This is a genomic window from Escherichia sp. 10290 (assembly GCF_030295155.1).
GTDB lineage: Bacteria > Pseudomonadota > Gammaproteobacteria > Enterobacterales > Enterobacteriaceae > Escherichia > Escherichia coli_F.
Map to the genome: position 1 here is coordinate 2,495,602 of NZ_AP025741.1, position 23,250 is coordinate 2,518,851.

Annotated in this window: 28 protein-coding genes; 18 read left to right on the forward strand and 10 right to left on the reverse strand. The window is 51.1% G+C overall.

From position 1 onward, the window contains the following. Nucleotides 1-30: 30 nt before the first annotated feature. Both emrE and fliE read right to left on the reverse strand, forming a co-directional pair. Entirely contained in the window at nucleotides 31-363 is a 333-nt protein-coding gene (gene emrE / locus QUE74_RS12675; RefSeq protein WP_001070447.1) for a multidrug efflux SMR transporter EmrE, read from the reverse strand. A gap of 333 nt (nucleotides 364-696) precedes the next feature. After that, nucleotides 697-1,011, reverse strand: a complete 315-nt coding sequence (gene fliE / locus QUE74_RS12680) for a flagellar hook-basal body complex protein FliE (RefSeq protein ID WP_001274299.1) — start codon at nucleotides 1,009-1,011, stop codon at nucleotides 697-699. Nucleotides 1,012-1,225: 214 nt separating this feature from the next. On the opposite strand from fliE, the gene fliF reads away from it, so the two are divergent. The 14 genes from fliF (at nucleotide 1,226) to rcsA (ending at nucleotide 12,589) form a co-directional block, all read left to right on the forward strand. Continuing rightward, nucleotides 1,226-2,884: a flagellar basal-body MS-ring/collar protein FliF gene (gene fliF / locus QUE74_RS12685; RefSeq protein WP_000994448.1), complete on the forward strand. Its 1,659-nt coding sequence runs from the start codon at nucleotides 1,226-1,228 to the stop codon at nucleotides 2,882-2,884. Further along, nucleotides 2,877-3,872 carry a flagellar motor switch protein FliG gene (gene fliG, locus QUE74_RS12690; protein WP_000067950.1) on the forward strand — a complete coding sequence of 332 codons (996 nt, stop codon included), beginning with the start codon at nucleotides 2,877-2,879 and terminating at the stop codon, nucleotides 3,870-3,872. Before fliF ends, fliG begins: the two co-directional genes overlap by 8 nt. Beyond that, nucleotides 3,865-4,551, forward strand: coding sequence for a flagellar assembly protein FliH (gene fliH / locus QUE74_RS12695; RefSeq protein ID WP_001282687.1), 687 nt, complete (start codon nucleotides 3,865-3,867; stop codon nucleotides 4,549-4,551). The genes fliG and fliH overlap by 8 nt, the downstream gene beginning before the upstream one ends. Further along, a complete protein-coding gene (fliI, locus tag QUE74_RS12700; protein ID WP_000213273.1) occupies nucleotides 4,551-5,921 on the forward strand; it encodes a flagellar protein export ATPase FliI in 1,371 nt (456 codons plus the stop codon). The genes fliH and fliI overlap by 1 nt, the downstream gene beginning before the upstream one ends. Before the next feature lie 21 nt (nucleotides 5,922-5,942). Then, the gene (fliJ, locus tag QUE74_RS12705; protein ID WP_000807585.1) at nucleotides 5,943-6,386 is read left to right on the forward strand and encodes a flagellar export protein FliJ; all 444 of its coding nucleotides are present in this window, start codon (nucleotides 5,943-5,945) and stop codon (nucleotides 6,384-6,386) included. After that, nucleotides 6,383-7,510 carry a flagellar hook-length control protein FliK gene (locus QUE74_RS12710; RefSeq protein WP_000620139.1) on the forward strand — a complete coding sequence of 376 codons (1,128 nt, stop codon included), beginning with the start codon at nucleotides 6,383-6,385 and terminating at the stop codon, nucleotides 7,508-7,510. Before fliJ ends, QUE74_RS12710 begins: the two co-directional genes overlap by 4 nt. Nucleotides 7,511-7,614: 104 nt before the next feature. Continuing rightward, entirely contained in the window at nucleotides 7,615-8,079 is a 465-nt protein-coding gene (fliL, locus tag QUE74_RS12715) for a flagellar basal body-associated protein FliL (RefSeq protein WP_000133109.1), read from the forward strand. A 4-nt stretch (nucleotides 8,080-8,083) separates the two neighbouring features. After that, nucleotides 8,084-9,088, forward strand: coding sequence for a flagellar motor switch protein FliM (gene fliM, locus QUE74_RS12720; protein WP_001353133.1), 1,005 nt, complete (start codon nucleotides 8,084-8,086; stop codon nucleotides 9,086-9,088). Continuing rightward, nucleotides 9,085-9,498: a flagellar motor switch protein FliN gene (gene fliN, locus QUE74_RS12725; RefSeq protein WP_001281692.1), complete on the forward strand. Its 414-nt coding sequence runs from the start codon at nucleotides 9,085-9,087 to the stop codon at nucleotides 9,496-9,498. Before fliM ends, fliN begins: the two co-directional genes overlap by 4 nt. Before the next feature lie 2 nt (nucleotides 9,499-9,500). Next, complete coding sequence (gene fliO / locus QUE74_RS12730) at nucleotides 9,501-9,866, forward strand: flagellar biosynthetic protein FliO (protein ID WP_001059109.1); 366 nt, start codon at nucleotides 9,501-9,503, stop codon at nucleotides 9,864-9,866. Then, nucleotides 9,866-10,603, forward strand: coding sequence for a flagellar type III secretion system pore protein FliP (fliP, locus tag QUE74_RS12735; RefSeq protein WP_001253450.1), 738 nt, complete (start codon nucleotides 9,866-9,868; stop codon nucleotides 10,601-10,603). Before fliO ends, fliP begins: the two co-directional genes overlap by 1 nt. A gap of 9 nt (nucleotides 10,604-10,612) precedes the next feature. Beyond that, nucleotides 10,613-10,882, forward strand: a complete 270-nt coding sequence (fliQ, locus tag QUE74_RS12740; protein WP_000187358.1) for a flagellar biosynthesis protein FliQ — start codon at nucleotides 10,613-10,615, stop codon at nucleotides 10,880-10,882. 8 nt (nucleotides 10,883-10,890) lie between these two features. Further along, entirely contained in the window at nucleotides 10,891-11,676 is a 786-nt protein-coding gene (gene fliR, locus QUE74_RS12745; protein WP_000942317.1) for a flagellar biosynthetic protein FliR, read from the forward strand. Nucleotides 11,677-11,965: 289 nt separating this feature from the next. Continuing rightward, a complete protein-coding gene (rcsA, locus tag QUE74_RS12750; protein WP_000104001.1) occupies nucleotides 11,966-12,589 on the forward strand; it encodes a transcriptional regulator RcsA in 624 nt (207 codons plus the stop codon). A gap of 43 nt (nucleotides 12,590-12,632) precedes the next feature. Here rcsA and dsrB read toward each other — a convergent pair whose 3' ends face one another. Beyond that, nucleotides 12,633-12,821: a protein DsrB gene (gene dsrB, locus QUE74_RS12755; protein WP_000867217.1), complete on the reverse strand. Its 189-nt coding sequence runs from the start codon at nucleotides 12,819-12,821 to the stop codon at nucleotides 12,633-12,635. A gap of 162 nt (nucleotides 12,822-12,983) precedes the next feature. Here dsrB and yodD point away from each other — a divergent pair, with 162 nt between their 5' ends. Together yodD and QUE74_RS12765 are read left to right on the forward strand one after the other, a co-directional pair. After that, a complete protein-coding gene (gene yodD, locus QUE74_RS12760; protein ID WP_001353131.1) occupies nucleotides 12,984-13,211 on the forward strand; it encodes a peroxide/acid resistance protein YodD in 228 nt (75 codons plus the stop codon). 297 nt (nucleotides 13,212-13,508) lie between these two features. Then, on the forward strand, nucleotides 13,509-14,324 hold the full coding sequence (locus QUE74_RS12765; RefSeq protein WP_000949119.1) for a mannosyl-3-phosphoglycerate phosphatase-related protein: 816 nt from the start codon (nucleotides 13,509-13,511) through the stop codon (nucleotides 14,322-14,324). Here the strand turns inward: QUE74_RS12765 and dgcQ are convergent. The 3 genes from dgcQ to QUE74_RS12780 all read right to left on the reverse strand — a co-directional run bounded on the left by dgcQ (nucleotide 14,321) and on the right by QUE74_RS12780 (nucleotide 17,364). Then, nucleotides 14,321-16,015 (reverse strand): cellulose biosynthesis regulator diguanylate cyclase DgcQ, encoded by a 1,695-nt coding sequence (dgcQ, locus tag QUE74_RS12770; RefSeq protein WP_001354739.1) that lies wholly within the window; start codon nucleotides 16,013-16,015, stop codon nucleotides 14,321-14,323. The genes QUE74_RS12765 and dgcQ overlap by 4 nt on opposite strands. Before the next feature lie 170 nt (nucleotides 16,016-16,185). Then, nucleotides 16,186-16,368 carry a YodC family protein gene (locus QUE74_RS12775; protein ID WP_000009244.1) on the reverse strand — a complete coding sequence of 61 codons (183 nt, stop codon included), beginning with the start codon at nucleotides 16,366-16,368 and terminating at the stop codon, nucleotides 16,186-16,188. Nucleotides 16,369-16,446: 78 nt separating this feature from the next. Continuing rightward, entirely contained in the window at nucleotides 16,447-17,364 is a 918-nt protein-coding gene (locus QUE74_RS12780; protein WP_000922683.1) for a DUF808 domain-containing protein, read from the reverse strand. Between the two features lie 172 nt (nucleotides 17,365-17,536). Here QUE74_RS12780 and yedA point away from each other — a divergent pair, with 172 nt between their 5' ends. Further along, nucleotides 17,537-18,457 carry a drug/metabolite exporter YedA gene (gene yedA, locus QUE74_RS12785; RefSeq protein WP_001212226.1) on the forward strand — a complete coding sequence of 307 codons (921 nt, stop codon included), beginning with the start codon at nucleotides 17,537-17,539 and terminating at the stop codon, nucleotides 18,455-18,457. On the opposite strand, the gene vsr is transcribed toward yedA, so the two are convergent. From vsr to drpB, 4 genes are all read right to left on the reverse strand, one after another. Next, nucleotides 18,446-18,916, reverse strand: coding sequence for a VSPR family DNA mismatch endonuclease (gene vsr, locus QUE74_RS12790; protein ID WP_000785990.1), 471 nt, complete (start codon nucleotides 18,914-18,916; stop codon nucleotides 18,446-18,448). The genes yedA and vsr overlap by 12 nt on opposite strands. Then, nucleotides 18,897-20,315, reverse strand: a complete 1,419-nt coding sequence (dcm, locus tag QUE74_RS12795; protein WP_001157283.1) for a DNA-cytosine methyltransferase — start codon at nucleotides 20,313-20,315, stop codon at nucleotides 18,897-18,899. Before dcm ends, vsr begins: the two co-directional genes overlap by 20 nt. Nucleotides 20,316-20,381: 66 nt before the next feature. Beyond that, entirely contained in the window at nucleotides 20,382-21,077 is a 696-nt protein-coding gene (locus QUE74_RS12800; RefSeq protein WP_000365549.1) for a phosphohydrolase, read from the reverse strand. A gap of 39 nt (nucleotides 21,078-21,116) precedes the next feature. After that, nucleotides 21,117-21,398: a cell division protein DrpB gene (drpB, locus tag QUE74_RS12805; RefSeq protein WP_244591683.1), complete on the reverse strand. Its 282-nt coding sequence runs from the start codon at nucleotides 21,396-21,398 to the stop codon at nucleotides 21,117-21,119. 649 nt (nucleotides 21,399-22,047) lie between these two features. Between drpB and ompC the strand changes: the two genes are divergently transcribed. Continuing rightward, nucleotides 22,048-23,241 carry a porin OmpC gene (gene ompC, locus QUE74_RS12810; RefSeq protein ID WP_000824399.1) on the forward strand — a complete coding sequence of 398 codons (1,194 nt, stop codon included), beginning with the start codon at nucleotides 22,048-22,050 and terminating at the stop codon, nucleotides 23,239-23,241. The last annotated feature ends 9 nt before the right edge of the window (nucleotides 23,242-23,250 follow it).

Consider the following 23,250-nt stretch of genomic DNA (forward strand, 5'->3'; position numbering starts at 1 on the left):
CATTCCTGTTGTCTCAAGGATAATTATTTTTTAATGCGGTGCACTTCGTGACAACAAGTTAATGACTAACACACCGGCACAAATCAACATCATGCCTATGATGGCTGGCAGGTCCAGTCGTTGGCTAAAAAATCCCCAGGAAAGCAAACTAATCAGAACGATACCGACTCCTGACCAAATAGCATAAGCAATCCCTGTAGGTATATAAGCCAGCGTCTGAGCTAATAACCAGAATGATGCACAATAACAAATAATTGTGCCAACAGAGGGCCATAACCGTGTAAACCCCTCTGAAAACTTCATTAAGGTTGTACCAATGACCTCTGCAAGTATTGCGCCACCAAGATAAATATAAGGGTTCATAGCATATTCTTTCCTGTTCATACTGGAGAGAATTGTACTACAGTTTGAACACAACTCACCGTTTTCATCCTGGTGTATGTGTATCCAGGGGGCTCTGGCGTGGCAAGAGATAAAGGCAGGAACAATAATGATCAGAAGGAACCCCAGGCTAACAAAAGAGTTCACTCTTCCTATGAGCAAAGCGAAGACAAAACATGTTATCGCGTTTACAGATCGTGGATGGCAGAAAACTTTCAGGATCAGGTATCCATTTCAAACCAGAAAACGAGTGAGTTTACCCCATCCATGCCCCACGCGGTGAGATCGGATGTAATCAACAACAGGTTACACAACTTACACCTGCATGCTCATCACTTCCTGATACGCCGCCACCAGCTTATTACGCACCTGAATCCCCATTTGCATTGAAACTGAGGCTTTTTGCATATCGGTCATCACATCGTTTAACGCCACGCCGGGTTCGCCGAGGGTGAATTTTTCTGCCTGCGTGCGGGCGGCGGTTTGTGTATCGCTTATGCGATCGAGCGCGGCATGCAGCTGCCCGGCAAAACTAATGGTCGGTTGCGGTAGTGATTCCTGCGCACGCGCACTCATCGCCGTAGCCTGTAACTGGCTGATAACCCCTTCAATCCCCTGTATCGCTGACATTTTCATCTCCCGGATAATTTCTGGTAGCAAAGCCTACCAGTAAGTCAATAAGACAAAGGCGCTAAATAGCAACAAAAAAACGGGTTTATTGGCGGATAGAAAAAAACGAAAGCACAAATAATGGAAGCGTCAATTTTTCGAGTTTGCTGACCCGGGAGTGAGTCTTGTTCCACTTTGCCAATAACGCCGTCCATAATCAGCCACGAGGTGCGCGATGAATGCGACTGCAGCCCAGACAAAATCTCTTGAGTGGCTTAATCGCCTGCGTGCGAATCCGAAAATTCCATTGATTGTTGCCGGTTCCGCGGCAGTGGCGGTCATGGTCGCACTGATCCTGTGGGCGAAAGCCCCCGACTACCGCACATTATTCAGCAATCTGTCCGATCAGGATGGTGGCGCAATCGTCAGCCAACTGACGCAAATGAATATTCCTTACCGCTTTAGCGAAGCCAGCGGCGCGATTGAAGTTCCGGCAGAAAAAGTTCACGAACTGCGTCTGCGCCTGGCGCAACAAGGTTTGCCCAAAGGCGGCGCGGTCGGTTTCGAACTGCTCGATCAGGAAAAGTTTGGCATTAGCCAGTTCAGCGAACAGGTGAATTATCAGCGGGCGCTGGAAGGCGAGCTTTCTCGTACCATCGAAACTATCGGCCCGGTAAAAGGGGCGCGTGTCCATTTGGCATTGCCGAAACCCTCTTTATTTGTCCGTGAGCAAAAATCCCCTTCTGCATCGGTGACGGTAAATCTGTTACCCGGCCGCGCACTCGATGAAGGGCAAATTAGCGCCATTGTGCATCTGGTTTCCAGCGCGGTGGCTGGTCTGCCTCCGGGGAACGTCACGTTGGTGGATCAGGGCGGACATCTGTTAACCCAGTCCAACACCAGCGGGCGCGATCTTAATGATGCTCAGTTGAAATATGCCAGTGATGTCGAAGGCCGAATTCAGCGGCGTATTGAAGCGATCCTGTCGCCTATTGTCGGCAACGGCAATATTCACGCCCAGGTTACGGCGCAACTGGACTTCGCCAGTAAGGAGCAAACCGAAGAGCAGTATCGCCCTAACGGTGATAAATCTCAGGCGGCGCTCCGCTCACGCCAGCTTAATGAGAGCGAGCAAAGCGGTTCCGGTTATCCAGGCGGCGTACCGGGTGCGTTGTCGAATCAACCAGCACCCGCAAATAACGCGCCGATCAGCACGCCTCCGGCAAATCAAAATAATCGCCAGCAGCAGGCAAGCACAACCAGCAATAGTGGGCCGCGTAGCACACAACGTAATGAAACTAGTAACTACGAGGTCGATCGCACCATTCGTCATACCAAAATGAACGTGGGCGATGTGCAACGTCTGTCAGTCGCGGTAGTGGTGAATTACAAAACCTTGCCAGATGGCAAACCGTTGCCTCTCAGCAACGAACAGATGAAGCAAATTGAAGATCTGACCCGCGAGGCGATGGGCTTTTCTGAAAAACGCGGTGACTCGCTCAATGTCGTTAACTCGCCGTTCAATAGCAGCGACGAAAGCGGTGGAGAACTGCCGTTCTGGCAACAACAGGTATTTATCGATCAGTTGCTGAGCGCCGGACGCTGGTTGCTGGTACTGCTGGTGGCGTGGCTACTGTGGCGTAAAGCGGTACGTCCACAGCTAACTCGTCGCGCTGAGGCGATGAAAGCTGTGCAGCAACAGGCGCAGGCCCGCGAGGAAGTGGAAGATGCGGTGGAAGTCCGCCTGAGCAAAGATGAACAACTCCAACAACGACGCGCGAACCAACGTCTGGGGGCAGAGGTCATGAGCCAGCGTATCCGTGAAATGTCTGATAACGATCCGCGCGTGGTGGCGCTGGTCATTCGCCAGTGGATAAATAACGATCATGAGTAACCTGACAGGCACCGATAAAAGCGTCATCCTGCTGATGACCATTGGCGAAGACCGGGCGGCAGAGGTGTTCAAGCACCTCTCCCAGCGCGAAGTGCAAACCCTGAGTGCAGCAATGGCGAACGTCACGCAGATCTCCAACAAGCAGCTAACCGATGTGCTGGCGGAGTTTGAGCAAGAAGCTGAACAGTTTGCCGCACTGAATATCAACGCCAACGATTATCTGCGTTCGGTGCTGGTCAAAGCCCTCGGTGAAGAACGTGCCGCCAGCCTGCTGGAAGATATTCTCGAAACCCGCGATACCGCCAGCGGTATTGAAACGCTCAACTTTATGGAGCCGCAGAGCGCCGCCGATCTGATTCGCGATGAGCATCCGCAGATTATCGCCACCATTCTGGTGCATCTGAAGCGTGCGCAAGCCGCCGATATTCTGGCGTTGTTCGATGAACGTCTGCGCCACGACGTGATGTTGCGTATCGCCACCTTTGGCGGCGTGCAGCCAGCCGCGCTGGCGGAACTGACCGAAGTACTGAATGGCTTGCTCGACGGTCAGAATCTCAAGCGCAGCAAAATGGGCGGCGTGAGAACGGCAGCCGAAATTATCAACTTGATGAAAACGCAGCAGGAAGAAGCCGTTATTACCGCCGTGCGTGAATTCGACGGCGAGCTGGCACAAAAAATTATCGACGAGATGTTCCTGTTCGAAAATCTGGTGGATGTCGACGATCGCAGCATCCAGCGTCTGTTGCAGGAAGTGGATTCCGAATCGCTGTTGATCGCGCTGAAAGGGGCCGAGCAACCACTGCGCGAGAAGTTCTTGCGCAATATGTCGCAGCGTGCCGCCGATATTCTGCGCGACGATCTCGCCAACCGTGGTCCGGTGCGTCTGTCGCAGGTGGAAAACGAACAGAAAGCGATTCTGCTGATTGTGCGCCGCCTTGCCGAAACTGGCGAGATGGTGATTGGTAGCGGCGAGGATACCTATGTCTGATAATTTGCCGTGGAAAACCTGGACGCCAGACGATCTCGCGCCACCACAGGCAGAGTTTGTGCCAATGGCCGAGCCAGAAGAAACCATCATTGAAGAGACTGAACCCAGCCTTGAGCAGCAACTGGCACAACTGCAAATGCAGGCCCATGAGCAAGGTTATCAAGCGGGGATTGCCGAAGGTCGCCAGCAAGGTCACAAACAGGGCTATCAGGAAGGTCTGGCCCAGGGGCTGGAACAAGGGCTGGCACAGGCAAAATCCCAGCAAGCGCCAATTCATGCCCGGATGCAGCAACTGGTCAGCGAATTTCAAACTACCCTTGATGCACTTGATAGTGTGATTGCTTCGCGCCTGATGCAGATGGCGCTGGAGGCGGCGCGCCAGGTCATCGGTCAAACGCCAACGGTGGACAACTCGGCGCTGATCAAACAGATCCAACAGTTATTGCAGCAAGAACCGTTATTCAGCGGCAAACCGCAACTGCGCGTGCACCCGGATGATCTGCAACGTGTTGATGATATGCTGGGCGCAACCTTAAGTTTGCATGGCTGGCGCTTGCGGGGCGATCCCACGCTCCATCCAGGCGGCTGCAAAGTCTCCGCCGATGAAGGCGATCTCGATGCCAGCGTCGCTACTCGCTGGCAAGAGCTCTGCCGTCTGGCAGCGCCAGGAGTGGTGTAATGACCACGCGCCTGACTCGCTGGCTAACCACGCTGGATAACTTCGAAGCCAAAATGGCGCAGTTGCCTGCGGTACGTCGCTACGGGCGATTAACTCGCGCTACCGGGCTGGTGCTGGAGGCTACCGGATTACAATTGCCGCTCGGCGCAACCTGTGTGATTGAGCGCCAGAACGGGTCGGAAACGCATGAAGTAGAAAGCGAAGTGGTTGGTTTTAACGGTCAACGGCTGTTTTTAATGCCGCTGGAAGAAGTGGAAGGTGTCCTGCCCGGCGCGCGCGTTTATGCCAAACACATTTCGGCTGAAGGGCTGCAAAGCGGCAAGCAGTTGCCACTCGGTCCGGCGTTGTTAGGTCGCGTACTGGACGGCAGCGGTAAACCGCTTGATGGCCTTCCCTCCCCCGATACGACCGAAACAGGTGCGCTGATCACCCCGCCTTTTAACCCGTTGCAACGTACCCCAATTGAGCATGTGCTGGACACCGGAGTGCGCCCAATCAATGCCCTGCTTACCGTTGGGCGCGGGCAGCGTATGGGGCTATTTGCTGGTTCTGGTGTCGGTAAAAGTGTGCTGCTGGGGATGATGGCACGTTACACCCGCGCCGATGTCATTGTCGTGGGTTTGATTGGTGAACGTGGGCGCGAAGTAAAAGATTTTATTGAGAATATCCTCGGTGCCGAAGGGCGTGCACGCTCCGTGGTGATTGCCGCTCCAGCGGATGTGTCTCCGCTCCTGCGAATGCAAGGTGCCGCCTATGCCACGCGCATTGCCGAAGATTTTCGCGATCGTGGTCAGCATGTGTTGCTGATTATGGACTCCCTCACCCGCTACGCGATGGCCCAGCGTGAGATTGCGCTGGCGATTGGCGAACCGCCTGCCACCAAAGGTTATCCACCGTCGGTATTCGCCAAATTACCGGCGCTGGTCGAGCGTGCCGGTAACGGTATCAGCGGCGGCGGCTCAATTACGGCGTTTTATACCGTGCTCACCGAAGGTGATGACCAGCAGGACCCGATTGCCGACTCCGCACGGGCGATCCTCGACGGTCACATTGTACTTTCTCGTCGTCTGGCGGAAGCCGGACACTATCCGGCGATTGATATTGAAGCGTCGATCAGCCGTGCAATGACGGCGTTGATCAGCGAGCAACATTACGCGCGAGTGCGCACCTTCAAACAGCTGTTGTCGAGTTTTCAGCGTAACCGCGATCTGGTTAGCGTCGGCGCGTATGCCAAAGGCAGCGATCCAATGCTCGATAAAGCCATCGCTCTGTGGCCGCAGCTGGAGGGCTATTTGCAACAAGGCATTTTTGAACGCGCGGACTGGGAAGAGTCTCTCCAGGGGCTGGAGCGCATATTCCCGACAGTGTGAAAACGCAGGAGATAACGGCAGATGGCAGAACATGGCGCGCTGGCGACCCTGAAAGATCTGGCAGAAAAAGAGGTAGAAGATGCCGCGCGCCTGCTGGGTGAAATGCGTCGCGGATGCCAGCAGGCAGAGGAACAACTCAAAATGCTGATCGATTATCAGAATGAATATCGCAATAACCTCAACAGCGATATGAGTGCCGGGATGACCAGTAACCGCTGGATCAACTATCAGCAGTTTATCCAGACGCTGGAAAAAGCCATTACTCAGCATCGCCAGCAACTTAATCAGTGGACGCAGAAAGTAGACATTGCCCTGAACAGCTGGCGAGAAAAGAAACAACGTTTGCAGGCCTGGCAGACACTGCAGGAACGGCAATCCACGGCGGCACTGCTTGCAGAAAACCGTCTCGATCAGAAAAAGATGGATGAGTTCGCCCAACGTGCCACCATGAGGAAACCCGAATGATTCGCTTAGCGCCCGTGATTACCGCTGACGTTGACACCGCCATATTGCCCGGCGGTAAAGCCAGCGATGTTACACAAGATTTTCTCGCATTGTTGAGCGGAGCATTAGCAGGTGAAACAACAACCGACAAAGCGGCCCCCCAGTTGCTGGTGGCAACAGAGAAGCCCACAACAAAAGGCGAGCCGCTGGTTAGCGATATTCTTTCCGATGTGCAACAAGCGGATTTACTGATCCCTGAGGATGGAATACCGCCTGTCATCAACGACGAACAATCCACATCAACACCGTTAACCACCGCTCAGACGATGACGTTGGCTGCGGTGGCTGACAAAAATACGACAAAAGACGAAAAAGCGGATGAGCTTAATGAAGACGTCACCGCAAGCCTGAGCGCCCTTTTTGCGATGTTGCCGGGTTTTGACAATACGCCCAAAGTGGCTGATGCGCCGTCAACCGTGTTACCGACAGAGAAACCAACTCTCTACACAAAACTGACTACGGCGCAATTCACAACCGCACAGCCCGATGACGCCCCTGACGCGCAAGCTCAGCCAGTAACACCGCTGGTAGCAGAGGCCCAGAGTAAAGCGGAAGTCATCAGCACACCTTCGCCGGTGACCGCTGCCGTCAGCCCGCTCATCACTCCGCACCAGACACAGCCGATGCCCACCGTCGCAGCACCTGTTTTGAGTGCGCCGCTGGGTTCTCACGAATGGCAACAATCATTAAGCCAGCATATTTCGCTGTTTACCCGCCAGGGGCAACAAAGCGCAGAGTTGCGTCTGCACCCGCAGGATTTAGGTGAAGTACAAATCTCCCTCAAAGTGGATGATAGCCAGGCGCAAATCCAGATGGTGTCACCGCATCAGCACGTACGCGCCGCGCTGGAAGCTGCGCTACCGGTACTGCGTACGCAGCTGGCAGAAAGTGGCATTCAGTTAGGGCAAAGCAACATCAGTGGCGAAAGCTTTAGTGGTCAGCAACAGGCCGCTTCACAGCAACAGCAAAGCCAGCGCACAGCAAATCATGAACCTCTGGCGGGTGAAGACGACGATGCGCTACCCGTTCCCGTCTCTTTACAAGGGCGCGTAACAGACAACAGTGGCGTTGATATTTTCGCCTAACGTCAGAGGTAGCACCGTAATCCGCGTCTTTTCCCCGCTTTGTTGCGTTCAAGACGCAGGATAATTAGCCGATAAGCAGTAGCGACACAGGAAGACCGCAACACATGACTGATTACGCGATAAGCAAGAAAAGCAAGCGATCGCTTTGGATCCCGATTCTGGTATTCATTACCCTCGCGGCCTGTGCCAGCGCAGGTTACAGCTACTGGCATTCGCATCAGGTTGCCGCTGACGACAAAGCGCAGCAGCGCGTCGTGCCCTCCCCGGTCTTCTATGCGCTGGATACCTTTACGGTCAATTTGGGTGATGCGGATCGCGTACTTTATATCGGCATAACTCTGCGGCTAAAAGATGAAGCTACCCGCTCGCGGCTAAGTGAGTATTTGCCGGAAGTCCGTAGCCGTTTGCTGTTACTGTTTTCGCGTCAGGATGCTGCCGTACTGGCGACAGAAGAAGGCAAGAAAAGCCTGATTGCTGAGATTAAAGCCACACTTTCCACCCCGCTTGTTGCCGGGCAACCGAAACAGGATGTCACCGACGTGCTGTATACCGCTTTTATTCTGCGATAACGACATGGGCGATAGTATTCTTTCTCAAGCTGAAATTGATGCGCTGTTGAATGGTGACAGCGAAGTCAAAGACGAACCGACGGCCAGTGTTAGCGGCGATAGTGACATTCGTCCGTACGATCCGAATACCCAACGACGGGTTGTACGCGAACGTTTGCAGGCGCTGGAAATCATTAATGAGCGTTTTGCCCGCCATTTCCGTATGGGGCTGTTCAACCTATTGCGCCGTAGTCCGGACATTACCGTCGGGGCCATCCGCATTCAGCCGTACCATGAATTTGCCCGCAACCTGCCGGTGCCGACCAACCTGAACCTAATCCACCTGAAACCGCTACGCGGCACAGGGCTGGTGGTGTTCTCGCCGAGTCTGGTGTTTATCGCCGTGGATAACCTGTTTGGCGGCGATGGACGCTTCCCAACCAAAGTGGAAGGTCGCGAGTTTACCCATACTGAACAGCGCGTCATCAACCGTATGTTGAAGCTGGCGCTGGAAGGCTATAGCGACGCCTGGAAGGCAATTAATCCGCTGGATGTCGAGTACGTGCGTTCGGAAATGCAGGTGAAATTTACCAATATCACCACCTCGCCGAACGACATCGTGGTTAACACACCGTTCCATGTGGAGATTGGCAACCTGACCGGCGAATTTAATATCTGTCTGCCATTCAGCATGATCGAGCCGCTACGGGAATTGTTGGTTAACCCGCCGCTGGAAAACTCACGAAATGAAGATCAGAACTGGCGCGATAACCTGGTGCGTCAGGTGCAGCACTCACAGCTGGAGCTGGTCGCTAACTTTGCCGATATATCGCTGCGTCTGTCGCAGATTTTAAAACTGAAACCCGGCGACGTCCTGCCGATAGAAAAACCCGATCGCATCATCGCCCATGTTGACGGCGTTCCGGTGCTGACCAGCCAGTACGGCACTCTCAACGGCCAGTATGCGTTACGGATTGAACATTTGATTAACCCGATTTTGAATTCTCTGAACGAGGAACAGCCCAAATGAGTGACTTGAATAATCCGGCCGATGATAACAACGGCGCAATGGACGATCTGTGGGCTGAAGCGTTGAGCGAACAAAAATCAACCAGCAGTAAAAGCGCTGCAGACGCGGTATTCCAGCAATTTGGCGGCGGTGATGTCAGCGGAACGTTGCAGGATATCGACCTGATTATGGATATTCCGGTTAAGCTGACCGTCGAACTGGGCCGCACGCGGATGACCATCAAAGAGCTGTTGCGCCTGACACAAGGGTCAGTCGTAGCGCTGGACGGCCTGGCAGGCGAACCGCTGGATATTCTGATCAATGGTTATTTAATCGCCCAGGGCGAAGTGGTGGTCGTTGCCGATAAATATGGCGTGCGGATCACCGATATCATTACTCCGTCTGAGCGAATGCGCCGCCTGAGCCGTTAGCGATGAATAACCACGCTACTGTGCAACCGTCCGCGCCGGTTTCTGCTGCGCCGCTGCTGCAGGTGAGCGGCGCACTGATCGCCATTATTGCCCTGATCCTCGCTGCTGCCTGGCTAGTAAAACGGCTGGGATTTGCCCCCAAACGAACTGGCGTTAACGGTCTGAAAATTAGCGCCAGTGCTTCGCTGGGCGCGCGTGAAAGGGTCGTGGTAGTCGATGTGGAAGATGCACGCCTAGTGCTCGGCGTTACCGCAGGGCAAATCAATCTGCTGCATAAACTTCCCTCTTCTGCGCCAACGGAAGAGATACCGCAGACCGATTTTCAGTCGGTCATGAAAAACTTGCTTAAGCGTAGCGGGAGATCCTGATGCGTCGTTTGTTGTCTGTCGCACCTGTTCTTCTCTGGCTGGTTACCCCTCTCGCCTTCGCACAACTGCCGGGTATCACCAGTCAGCCGCTGCCTGGCGGTGGACAAAGTTGGTCCCTCCCGGTGCAGACGCTGGTGTTCATCACCTCGTTGACGTTTATTCCAGCGATTTTACTGATGATGACCAGTTTCACCCGTATCATCATTGTTTTTGGATTATTGCGAAACGCGCTGGGCACGCCCTCCGCACCACCCAACCAGGTATTGCTGGGGCTGGCACTGTTTTTGACCTTTTTTATAATGTCGCCGGTGATCGACAAAATTTATGTCGATGCATACCAGCCGTTCAGCGAAGAGAAAATCTCAATGCAGGAGGCGCTGGAAAAAGGGGCGCAGCCGCTGCGTGAGTTTATGCTGCGTCAGACCCGCGAGGCAGATTTAGGGTTGTTTGCCAGACTGGCGAATACCGGCCCGTTGCAGGGACCTGAAGCCGTGCCAATGCGCATTTTGCTCCCGGCCTACGTGACCAGCGAGCTGAAAACCGCATTTCAGATAGGCTTCACGATTTTCATTCCTTTTTTGATTATCGACCTGGTGATTGCCAGCGTGCTGATGGCATTGGGGATGATGATGGTCCCCCCTGCCACCATTGCTCTGCCCTTTAAACTGATGCTGTTTGTACTGGTGGATGGCTGGCAATTGCTGGTCGGTTCGCTGGCGCAGAGCTTTTACAGCTAGAGAGGCAAAATGACACCTGAATCGGTCATGATGATGGGGACTGAAGCGATGAAAGTCGCGCTGGCGCTGGCTGCCCCGCTGTTGCTGGTGGCGTTGGTCACGGGCCTTATCATCAGTATTTTGCAGGCCGCCACGCAGATTAATGAAATGACGCTGTCGTTTATTCCGAAAATCATCGCCGTATTTATCGCCATTATTATTGCTGGACCGTGGATGCTCAATCTGTTGCTGGATTACGTCCGCACCTTGTTCACTAACCTGCCGTATATCATCGGGTAGCCCGTACAATGTTGCAGGTGACAAGCGATCAATGGCTTTCCTGGCTAAGTCTGTACTTCTGGCCGTTACTACGCGTGCTGGCGCTCATTTCTACCGCGCCAATTCTGAGCGAACGTAGCGTGCCGAAACGGGTCAAACTGGGTCTCGCAATGATGATCACGTTCGCCATTGCCCCATCCTTACCTGCCAACGATGTTCCTGTTTTTTCGTTCTTTGCTCTGTGGCTGGCCGTGCAGCAGATCCTGATCGGCATTGCGCTTGGTTTTACCATGCAGTTTGCTTTTGCCGCTGTGCGAACCGCTGGCGAAATTATCGGTCTGCAAATGGGACTGTCATTTGCGACGTTTGTCGATCCGGGCAGCCATCTCAATATGCCCGTTTTAGCGCGCATCATGGATATGCTGGCGTTACTGCTGTTCCTGACATTTAACGGTCATTTATGGCTGATTTCACTGCTGGTGGATACCTTTCACACCCTGCCTATTGGTGGCGAGCCGCTGAATAGCAATGCGTTTCTGGCACTCACCAAAGCAGGGAGTTTGATTTTCCTCAATGGACTGATGCTGGCGTTACCGCTCATTACTCTGCTGCTGACACTGAATCTGGCATTAGGTTTACTGAATCGTATGGCCCCGCAATTATCCATTTTTGTTATTGGATTTCCATTAACTCTGACTGTCGGTATCTCATTAATGGCGGCATTAATGCCGTTAATTGCTCCTTTTTGCGAACATTTATTCAGTGAAATTTTTAATTTGCTGGCAGATATTATCAGCGAATTACCTGTAATATGATTCCCTAATGTTTATCTTGTTATCCTAAGGATTATCTGAAAAATAATACCCACGAACATCTTCCAGGATACTCCTGTGGCGAAATATTTGTTTTAACCTCACTCACATATCGCAACATTTACTTTACTTTAAGACAATTCCAGGCAAATTATACAACACTTTACGGGATAGTAAGTCCGCCTGAAAAATCGCGAGAGTGGCGCATTAGGTGACCCATGTTGTTCCGTTTAGTCATGATGAAATATTCAGGTAAGGGGAATTATCGTTACGCATTGAGTGAGGGTATGCCATGTCAACGATTATTATGGATTTATGTAGTTACACCCGACTAGGTTTAACCGGGTATCTGTTGAGCAGAGGGGTTAAAAAAAGAGAAATCAACGACATTGAAACCGTTGATGACCTTGCCATAGCTTGTGATTCACAGCGCCCTTCAGTGGTGTTTATTAATGAGGACTGTTTCATCCACGATGCTTCTAACAGTCAGCGTATCAAGCTCATCATTAATCAACATCCCAATACGTTATTTATCGTTTTTATGGCAATTGCCAATGTTCATTTTGATGAATATCTGTTGGTCAGAAAAAATTTATTGATCAGTTCTAAATCGATTAAACCGGAATCTCTCGACGATATCCTTGGCGATATTCTGAAAAAAGAGACAACGATAACCTCGTTTTTAAATATGCCGACGTTATCATTGAGCCGAACCGAATCGAGTATGTTGCGAATGTGGATGGCAGGTCAGGGAACCATTCAAATCTCCGACCAAATGAATATCAAAGCCAAGACCGTTTCATCGCATAAAGGTAATATTAAACGTAAGATCAAAACGCATAATAAACAGGTTATCTACCATGTCGTCCGACTGACGGATAATGTGACTAATGGTATTTTTGTCAACATGCGCTAACACATTCTGACTGGTGGTTTCCCACCAGTCAGGCTGAATTAGATTACTCTGCTTTCTCCACAAAGATACCGTCCTGATGCCCTGCTTCATTAAAGAACCAGATGCCGAGCGGGTAGTCTTCCAGCGAAACCAGGTACATTGTGCCTTCACTAAACTCCTCAACTGCCAGTACCACGCCAGGACGACGCGGACCGCCATCCGTTTTGACTGTTACCCGATCATTCACCTTCATCATTTTCCTCCTGTGGCTTTGTGCCAGTGTAGAACAATTTCGTTTTTCTGGCAGCGCCAGGCGCGCGCGAGTGCTGATTTTCTCGACGGTCTATACTTAAGAGATGCCAGGCGGACTTAACGACTGGCGGCAACAACAGAGTAACGGTTGCGAGGAAAGATGATGAAAACCGCAAAAGAGTACAGCGATACCGCAAAACGTGAGGTCAGTGTCGATGTCGATGCCCTGCTGGCGGCGATCAATGAAATTAGCGAAAGCGAAGTTCATCGCAGCCAGCACGATCCTGAACACGTTAGTGTCGATGGACGTGAATATCATACATGGCGTGAATTGGCGGATGCCTTCGAACTGGATATTCATGACTTCAGCGTCTCTGAAGTGAATCGTTGAATGCACAATAAAAAAATCCCGACCCTGAGGGGGTCGGGATTAAACTTGCTTAAGCAAGAAGCACTTAAAAAATTCGTTACACCAGGAAATCTGATGTGTTCATCACCTTATCCGCAATTTTTTTCGCTGACAAGAAAATATTCGCGATATGAATGATTAACGCTACTTATGAATAGAAATGTGACGCGCGTCACCCCTTGGTGGCTCTGGCGTCAACGGGATCGCTCCCGAAAAAATCATCTTTGATTATTTGTGCTGTTTTGAGAAACATCCTGGTAAGGGGAGTACTGCGCGACCATGCTTTCAATTCAACAACCACTGCTGGTTTTTACTGATCTTGATGGCACCCTGCTGGACAGTCATAGTTATGACTGGCAACCAGCTGCCCCCTGGCTCAGCCGTTTACGCGAAGCGAATGTTCCCGTCATTCTCTGTAGCAGTAAGACATCAGCGGAAATGCTGTACTTGCAAAAAACGTTGGGGCTACAAGGTTTACCGCTGATTGCCGAAAATGGCGCAGTGATCCAGCTAGCTGAGCAATGGCAGGATATAGACGGTTTTCCACGCATCATCTCAGGTATTACCCATGGCGAAATCAGCCAGGTATTAAATACGCTGCGTGAGAAAGAGCATTTTAAATTCACAACTTTTGATGATGTCGACGATGAAACCATCGCCGAATGGACGGGATTAAGCCGTAGCCAGGCGGCACTGACGCAGTTACATGAGGCATCTGTAACGCTTATCTGGCGCGACAGTGACGAGCGGATGGCGCAATTTACCACCCGTCTGAACGAGCTGGGCTTGCAGTTTATGCAGGGTGCGCGCTTCTGGCACGTCCTGGATGCCTCTGCCGGAAAAGATCAGGCTGCCAACTGGATTATCGCGACTTATCAACAATTGTCAGGCAAACGCCCAACCACACTTGGCCTGGGCGATGGGCCAAACGATGCGCCCTTACTGGAGGTAATGGATTACGCGGTGATTGTGAAAGGGCTAAATCGTCAAGGGGTGCATCTGCATCATGAGGATCCGGCCCGCGTCTGGCGAACGCAGCGAGAAGGACCGGAAGGCTGGCGTGAAGGCCTGGACCATTTTCTCTCTGCCCGTTAAGCGTTGTCGCTCGCGAACACCCGATTGCGCCCTGCCTGTTTAGCGAGATAAAGCCGACGGTCAGCCAGTGACTGGAGTTGTTCAAAATCATAATCACCTGTTTCCTCGCTGCTGCTTACCCCCAGCGAGGCACTAATGCGTATCGTCGTACTCTTGGCGATCAACATCTCTTTTTCATTTAACTTCAGGCGAATACGTTCTGCAACTTCCGCGGCCTGCGCCAGATTCGCCCCTGGCAGAATCACACAAAATTCCTCGCCACCGACCCGCCCGGCAACATCCAGAGCACGCAAGGAACTGCTAATTAACCCGGCAGCATGAGAAAGCACACGGTCGCCCGCCTGATGACCAAAGCGGTCATTAATCGCTTTAAAATGGTCAAGGTCGACCTGAATGACAGAAAAAGGATGTTGGTGTGTCTGACACAATTTAGCGAGCTGACGGGCTTTTTCGAACAGGGCGCCACGGTTATATAAATGGGTTAAGGTGTCGTGCCACGCCTGCCACTGCAACGAGCTTTGCAGAACATACATGTTGCTGACCATCCGGCGAATCACATACCAGGAGATGAGTAACATGGAGGTAAAGAGCGCCCACAGCAGGGTTAATGCAATGCTGATGCTGCCGAAATCGCCGCGCACCCCTTCGCTTAGCGTATGGACGCGCACCAGCACACCGTCAAAGTGATCCAGCCGTTCCCAGCTAACATAGCGACTGTTCATACGAATGCCGCCCCGCGTGTCATGTTCCATTGCCTGCGCCAGTAAGGCGAGTTCACGAGGATCAAAAATATTCCCTGTTGAATGGTCAGGATTCGAAGAGGTCAATAATCTCAGCTTACTGTCATAGAGCTGATACTCACCGTCGAGGTTTTTATCGATGGCGTTTTGTAGAAATTGTTGCATGGTACGTACAGGAATATTCATCCCCAGCACGCCATACCAGTAGTTATTACTGTCTACCGGAACACTGACGGTAACCTGAGGTTCAGTATTGCTGGCGTGTTCTGACTGCGAGGTGAACCAACGTACCGCGCGTTGACGATTTTCTCGTTGAGAATGACCGATAAACCAGGGTTGGGTGACATAGCCGTAATAACGCGTTGGTACATTGCGCGTAAACAAGGTCGGCTGCGTCGAAACGTAAAATCCGGCACGCGAGACATACATAGCTTGTTCGACCATCGACGAGGAATTGTGCGCCAGTCGTAGCAAGTAACCAACCTCCAACGCAGCAGTAACTTCATTGTCGAGGCTTTCATTTTCGCGAGACAGGAGATTTCCCTCGCTGACTAATGCATCCGAAACGCCATTGACTGGCAGGGTGCGTCGTCGGTTGAGTTCGATTTGCCAGGCGTGATCGTCACGACGCTGTTCGAACTCCGTTACGGCATTACGCAAAGAGGTAAAATCCAGTGGCGCTACGAGAGCTTCGCGCATGCCATTACGCAAAAAGATCAGTTTGTCGACGTTATACTGCAGATGCTTATCGAGCGCGTTAGCTACGTTTTCCAGATGATTACGCTGGCTGGAGATATAGGCATCTTCCAGAACCACCACTTCACGCCAGGTGAGCAAGGTGGAAAAAAGCAGCACTACGATAAAGCAGAGATTAACGACATGACCAGGCCCCAGGCGGCGCGCAAGTTTTTTCAACCAGCTCTGGTTTTCCATTTTTGTCTCGTGCTGCACCCTGACGACTCCCAACCTGCTTTTTTATGATTCTGGCATAACCTGGCGATAGCGTACCGCAAAACAGTCATAATTTTATAATGGTGACATAACAAGACGCGACAATCATTCATTGCAGGCATTGGCACATCAGGCCGGATGTGATCCGGCCTGATGTTAATGATACTCTTTCAAACTTCTTCCGCAGGACGACTCCCCTCCCCCGGAACAAGCTCGGTTTCATGAAAAGCTTCCCGCTTGACCCCATAACCGTCATACCAACGACACTCAACCATACCGCTGGAATAGCCGGTGACAATCATCCGCGGGCCGCCCTCTTTAACCGTTACTTCCTCACTAATCATAAAGCTCATACTCGCCTCCTTTTTTCGAGTGAAACTTGTTCACCTTAGTTGAAGATGGCGAATTTTGCATAATAGCCAGTGCGAGTATTAATGTGCCTGACCGCGCATTTTCGCTACCGCTTTCACTCCAAGTACCACAATGCCGCCGATGATAAAACCAAGTATCAGATTTAAAACAGTCGGTAATATCATCGCCACCACTGCACTTTGCTGCCCGGCGAAATGTTCAATGGCGTGATGCAGCGGCGCAATACCATGAACCACAATCCCGCCACCGACGAGGAACATCGCCAACGTGCCGACAATCGATAACGCTTTCATCAGCCAGGGCGCGATAATCAATAACCCTTTACCCAATGCCTGCATCAGAGCGCTGGATTTTTCCGCCAGCCAATACCCCAGGTCATCAATCTTAACAATAACCCCTACCAGCCCGTAGACGCCCACGGTCACTACCAGTGCGATGCCTGAAAGCACCAGCACCTGATTAAGCAACGGCGCTTCTGCCACAATCCCCAGCGTGATGGCGACGATTTCCGCAGACAAAATAAAATCAGTACGAATCGCCCCTTTTATTTTGTCCTTTTCAAACTTCAGCGGATCCTGCGCCGCCAGCTTCTCCAGACGCTGCTGACTCTGCGCCGGATCTTCTTTGTGTTTACGCGCCTCCAGCATATGCAGCACTTTCTCTACCCCTTCAAAGCAGAGAAACGCGCCGCCAATCATCAACAAAGGCGTAATCGCCCACGGGATAAATGCACTGATGATCAGCGCCAGCGGCACCAGAATCACTTTATTGATCAGCGATCCTTTCGCCACTCCCCAGACCACGGGAAGTTCCCGGTTGGCACGCACACCTGAAACTTGTTGTGCATTGAGCGATAAATCATCCCCTAGTACACCGGCGGTTTTCTTCGCCGCCAGTTTGCCCATCACGGAGATATCGTCCAGCAGTGTGGCGATATCATCGAGCAACGTCAGTAAACTACTCCCGGCCAAAAGCATTCCCTCTCATTTTTATTGTTGAAGGGAGTAAGTATGAAGCAAAAACGGCAGCTCTGATACTTGCTTCATAGGTCAACATTTTTTTAACAATCAAGTGCAATTATATCTCTCGCCAGCAGAATGATTTTCACGTTTACTATGAACCACCTTTTTATTTTCACCGTGAGGGATTATGCGTTTCCGCCAGTTGTTACCGCTTTTTGGCGCGCTGTTTGCGTTGTATATCATTTGGGGCTCAACCTATTTTGTCATTCGGATTGGCGTGGAAAGCTGGCCTCCGTTAATGATGGCGGGCGTTCGATTCCTGGCAGCCGGTATTTTATTGCTGGCATTTTTGCTACTGCGCGGACACAAACTCCCCCCGCTACGTCCGCTGCTCAATGCCGCGCTGATTGGCCTGTTATTGCTGGCTGTCGGTAATGGCATGGTAACGGTTGCCGAACATCAAAATGTTCCTTCCGGCATCGCCGCCGTAGTGGTTGCAACCGTGCCCCTCTTTACCCTGTGCTTCAGCCGCCTGTTTGGCATTAAAACGCGCAAACTGGAATGGGTGGGTATCGCCATTGGGCTTGCCGGAATCATCATGCTCAATAGCGGTGGAAATTTAAGCGGCAATCCGTGGGGTGCGATTCTGATTTTAATCGGCTCGATTAGCTGGGCGTTTGGCTCGGTTTATGGCTCGCGCATTACCTTACCTGTAGGGATGATGGCGGGTGCGATTGAGATGCTGGCGGCTGGCGTGGTGTTAATGATTGCGTCGATGATTGCGGGTGAAAAACTGACGGCGCTCCCTTCCCTTTCAGGCTTCCTTGCGGTCGGCTATCTGGCGCTGTTTGGTTCGATTATCGCCATTAACGCTTATATGTATTTAATCCGCAACGTCAGTCCGGCTCTCGCCACCAGCTACGCCTACGTTAACCCGGTGGTCGCGGTCTTGCTGGGTACGGGACTTGGCGGAGAGACGCTGTCTAAGATTGAATGGCTGGCGCTCGGCGTGATTGTCTTCGCGGTGGTACTGGTCACGTTGGGAAAATATCTCTTCCCGGCAAAACCCGTAGTTGCGCCAGTTATTCAGGACGCATCAAGCGAGTAAATGAATCCCCTGCGTGTCGATCTGCGCGCTGGCACCTTCGCCGCAGATCCACTCTTCCAGACGCTCGCTAAGCGCTTCATCCGTCAGCTTCTCGCGCCCACGTAACGCACACTCCCAGACAATCAGTACGCGCCAGCCGAGCGCCTGCAAGCGGCTAATGTCGCGGCGATCGCGCTCAACATTTTTACCTATCTTCTCCAGCCAGAACTCGGTTCGAGTCGCAGGCACTTTAAACAGATAGCAGTGATGATGGTGCCAGAAGCAGCCGTGGGCAAATATCACGCAGCGATATTCATCAAGAACAAAATCCGGGCGTCCGGGCAAACTGGCGTCCTGAACGCGAAACGCCAGTCCCTGCCCGGTTAACAAACTGGCGAGGCGCTTCTCAATCGCCGTATCGCGCGTGGCAATTGCGCGCATATTTTTGCTGCGTGTAGCCTTATCGTGAACGTCGGCCATGTTTTGCTTCTTGCTGACGCAACGCCACTGCCTGTTTGATTTTTGGTTCAAGCAGTTTTGCCACCGCGGCAAAGACCGGCACGACCACCGAGTTACCGAACTGGCGATAGGCCTGAGTGTCCGAAACCGGAATGCGAAATTTCGCTTCTCCTGGTGCTTCAAAGCCCATTAAGCGCGCACATTCACGAGGCGTTAACCGACGTGGGCGGTGTTGCTGGTTCTGCGGATCGTCAAAGTCTTTCTCACCCGTGGCTATATCCCAGCCGCGATCAATTAAAATTTCCGCGCCATCTTTGTAATAACGAGCAGAAAGCGTACGCGTGACGCTTTGCGGATTGTTCGGATAAACCATTCCATAACCGAAGCCGTTACCGCGCGCCTGATGTTTTTTCGCATAACGATAGAGGTACTTCCACAGCACCGGCGTCAGGATATATTTCGCCTCAACCATCGGGTCCAGCAACTGCGCCAGTGTCACTCGCTGTGCAGGGAAACATTCGCTGATCTCACGCAGGGTAAAATCGGCTTTCAGATTCAGGTCGCGACGAAAACCCACCAGCACGATGCGTTCACGGTGCTGCGGAAGGAAATGTTTACCGTCAATGATTTTCGGATCGTCCGGGCCATTATCTTCTGCATCTGCCACGTCATAGCCCAGTTCGTCCAACGTCTGCATGATGATACGGAACGTTTTCCCCTGGTCGTGGCTTTTCAGGTTTTTGACGTTTTCGAGCACAAAAATCGCCGGGCGACGCGCGTCGATAATACGCACCACATCGAAGAACAGCGTGCCCTGGGTATCACAGGCAAAACCGTGCGCTCGTCCGAGTGAGTTCTTTTTCGATACGCCAGCCAGAGAAAACGGCTGACAAGGAAAACCGGCCAGTAAAACATCGTGCTCAGGAATATGTTGACGGATATGTTCCGCCGCCGCGTCATCACCTATACCCTCTTTGTGGCTGAGAGTGATGTCGCGAATATCTTCATTAAAGTGATGCACCGCCGGGTCGCAATAATAGTTGGCTTTATAAGTGCGTACCGCATGTTTGTTCCATTCGCTGGTAAACACGCACTGCCCACCAATCGATTCAAAACCGCGACGAATACCACCAATCCCGGCAAATAGATCGATAAAGCGAAACGCATAATGCGGATGATGTGCCGGTGGAATGGGTAACAACGTTTGCAGATGGGCGAACTCTTTCTCACTTAAACGGTGCCATGCTGAGTCATTCGCCAGCGCACGTTTTAAAATTGCCGCGCTCCAGTGATTCTCACCCACACCATTAAGCTGCGCCACCAGCGTTTTGACATCATAAATTTGCAGCAGTTGCTCCAGCATTGCCTGTGCGGCATTCCCGGTGCTGTATGAATCGGTTACTGATATATTTTCCTGCATAGATTTAACCGGCCATCTGAGATGGTCGACAGGTTAACATAATTACCATCATTTAGGGCCACGCGCTCAGCCAACCGGTGAAAACGTATCAATCACCTTGTGATCGATACCTTCATTCTCCCCCGCCAGCTCGGCACTGAGCTTCGCCATAAACTCGACTAAAAATTGCGCGTTGTACTGCGCCAGTTGTTTGCCTTTTATGGTTTGCATGGTGTGCGGTAGCTTCAGCAACTTAGTCTGAAAATGATCCAGCGCGTAACGTTTATCATCAAGTGGGCGATGCTGCGCGAACGGATCTTCGCCATCAAACAATGCCACGCCCAACGCCCCCGAAACGGCAAACACACGCGCCAGGCCAATCGCCCCCAGAGCTTCCAGCCGATCCGCATCCTGAACGATTTTAGCTTCCGCCGTTAAAGGGGCGATTTGCGCGCTAAAACTGTGTGCGGCAATGGCATGGCAAACAGCCTCGATTTTTTCCGCTGGAAATTGCGCGAATTCTTCACGCAGCAGGCGACGCGTCTCTTCTGCTGCCAGTATTGAAGAACGCTGCCGTTGCGGATGATTTTTCGCCAGGCTCACGATATCGTGAAAATAACAGGCGGTTAAAATCACCAGCATATCAACGTCGTCATCTGCCGCCAGTTTCTGTGCCGTAGCCCAGACGCGGCGAAAATGACACAGGTCATGTGCCGCGTCCTGATGTTGATGATGGTTTTTCAACCAGTTTTCGAACTGTGCCTGCCAGTGTTGTAAATCCATACGCGCTCCGTTGCCAAAGAGTCGCAACCTTAGCAGTTTTTATTCATAGCGTCTGCTACGTGCGGGACGAGGTCGGGTGTACCAGGCAATGCCGCCTAGCAAGGCACCAACCAGGGCCATAAACAGAAATCCGACCAATGCTCCTAACCACTTCCCCGCAGTAGATCCTAAATCACTTTCAAATCCCGACACGGGGGCATCGGGGATCCGGCTCATCACCCAGATGTATCGCGCCATTGCCCAGACGAAATAGCCACACCATGTATAGAAAGCCCACAAGGCCAATTTGCCGCTAGGGCTGCGAGAGAGTCTCTCTTCCATCTTTGTCGAACCGTATTCCATTTTAAGATAACCCGGAAAATTCAGACTTAGTACTATTATGTGATAAAAGTCACATTTTTCCACATTGGATGAGTCAGTCAAGACTCAACCATTTTTTGAGCAAATAGATAGTTTTTGCGCAACGGCAATAATTACCGGAAAAACAGCAATAAAGATTTATTTTTATCTTGGATAATGGTTTTATTAATTCACCCAAACAATACATTAGCACTGAATACAATTATACCTTTTTAGATTTCTGTGTCATGATAACCCCGTTATTAGCCTTTTATCGTCTTGTTTATATTTTTTGGGCCGGCATGAAGCCGGCTTTTTTTATGCCTTCATTAATGTGCGCGCGATCACATAGGCCGTCTGGCGCAACAATCATTGACACTTCCTATCTTTTCAATCAACTCATAACATATTGATATATATTCATAATTTTCATGAATGTATATATCTATAATTCATAATTCTGAATTATATTAAATAGATTGGAAACATTTTGAAATCTTTTAAATACATTTGTTACATGTAATCCTTAAAATAAAATGAACTTCATAGAATAGTATCCAAATGTGCTTTTTTTTGGATAACGGCACTTATTGATATATTCATGAAGATTATAATCACAAGGGAATACATAATGAAAAGAAAAGTTCTGGCAATGCTGGTCCCGGCGTTATTAGTTGCTGGCGCAGCAAATGCGGCTGAAGTCTATAATAAAGATGGTAATAAACTGGATTTCTACGGAAAAGTAGCAGGTCTGCACTACTTCTCTGACAACTCGGGCGCTGATGGCGATATGTCATATGCTCGTATCGGTTTCAAAGGTGAAACTCAGATCGCTGATCAATTCACTGGTTACGGTCAGTGGGAATACAACCTGCAGGCAAATGGCACAGAAGGCGATGGCGATAACTCTGCTACCCGTCTGGCATTCGCAGGTTTAGGTTTTGGTCAGAATGGTACTTTCGACTATGGTCGTAACTACGGTGTCGTATATGATATCGAAGCATGGACCGATATGCTGCCAGAATTTGGTGGTGATACCTATGCTGGTGCCGACAATTTCATGAACGGTCGTACCAACGGCGTTGCAACCTACCGTAACAATGGCTTCTTTGGTCAGGTTGATGGTCTGAACTTTGCTCTGCAATATCAGGGTAATAATGAAAGTGGTGGCCCCTTCGGGCAGGAAGGTTCCGGTAGTGGTGATGGCCGTAGCCTTTCCAAAGAAAATGGTGATGGTTTCGGTATGTCTACATCCTACGACTTCGACTTCGGTTTAAGTCTGGGTGCTGCATATTCAAACTCTGATCGCTCAGATCGCCAGGTTGGAGTTGGTTTAAATGATCGTAACCATAGCAACAGAAATGCTGGTGGTGAAACCGCTGAAGCATGGACTGTTGGTGCAAAATATGATGCTAATAATGTGTATTTAGCAGCTATGTACGCTGAAACTCGCAATATGACCCCATATGGTGGTGGCGAGTTTGATAATGGTGAATCAAGATCAGCCATCGCTAACAAAACCCAAAACTTTGAAGTTGTTGCTCAGTATCAGTTCGACTTCGGCCTGCGCCCGTCCATCGCTTACCTGCAATCTAAAGGTAAGGATTTAGGCGGCTGGGCTCATGACGGCAACGGCGACCCGCGTTACACTAACAAAGATCTGGTCAAATACGTTGAAGTCGGTGCGACCTACTACTTCAACAAAAATATGTCCACCTATGTTGATTACAAAATTAACCTGCTGGACAACGATGATGACTTCTACGAAGCAAACGGCATCGCTACCGATGATATCGTTGCTGTGGGCTTAGTCTACCAGTTCTAATCAGCCAAC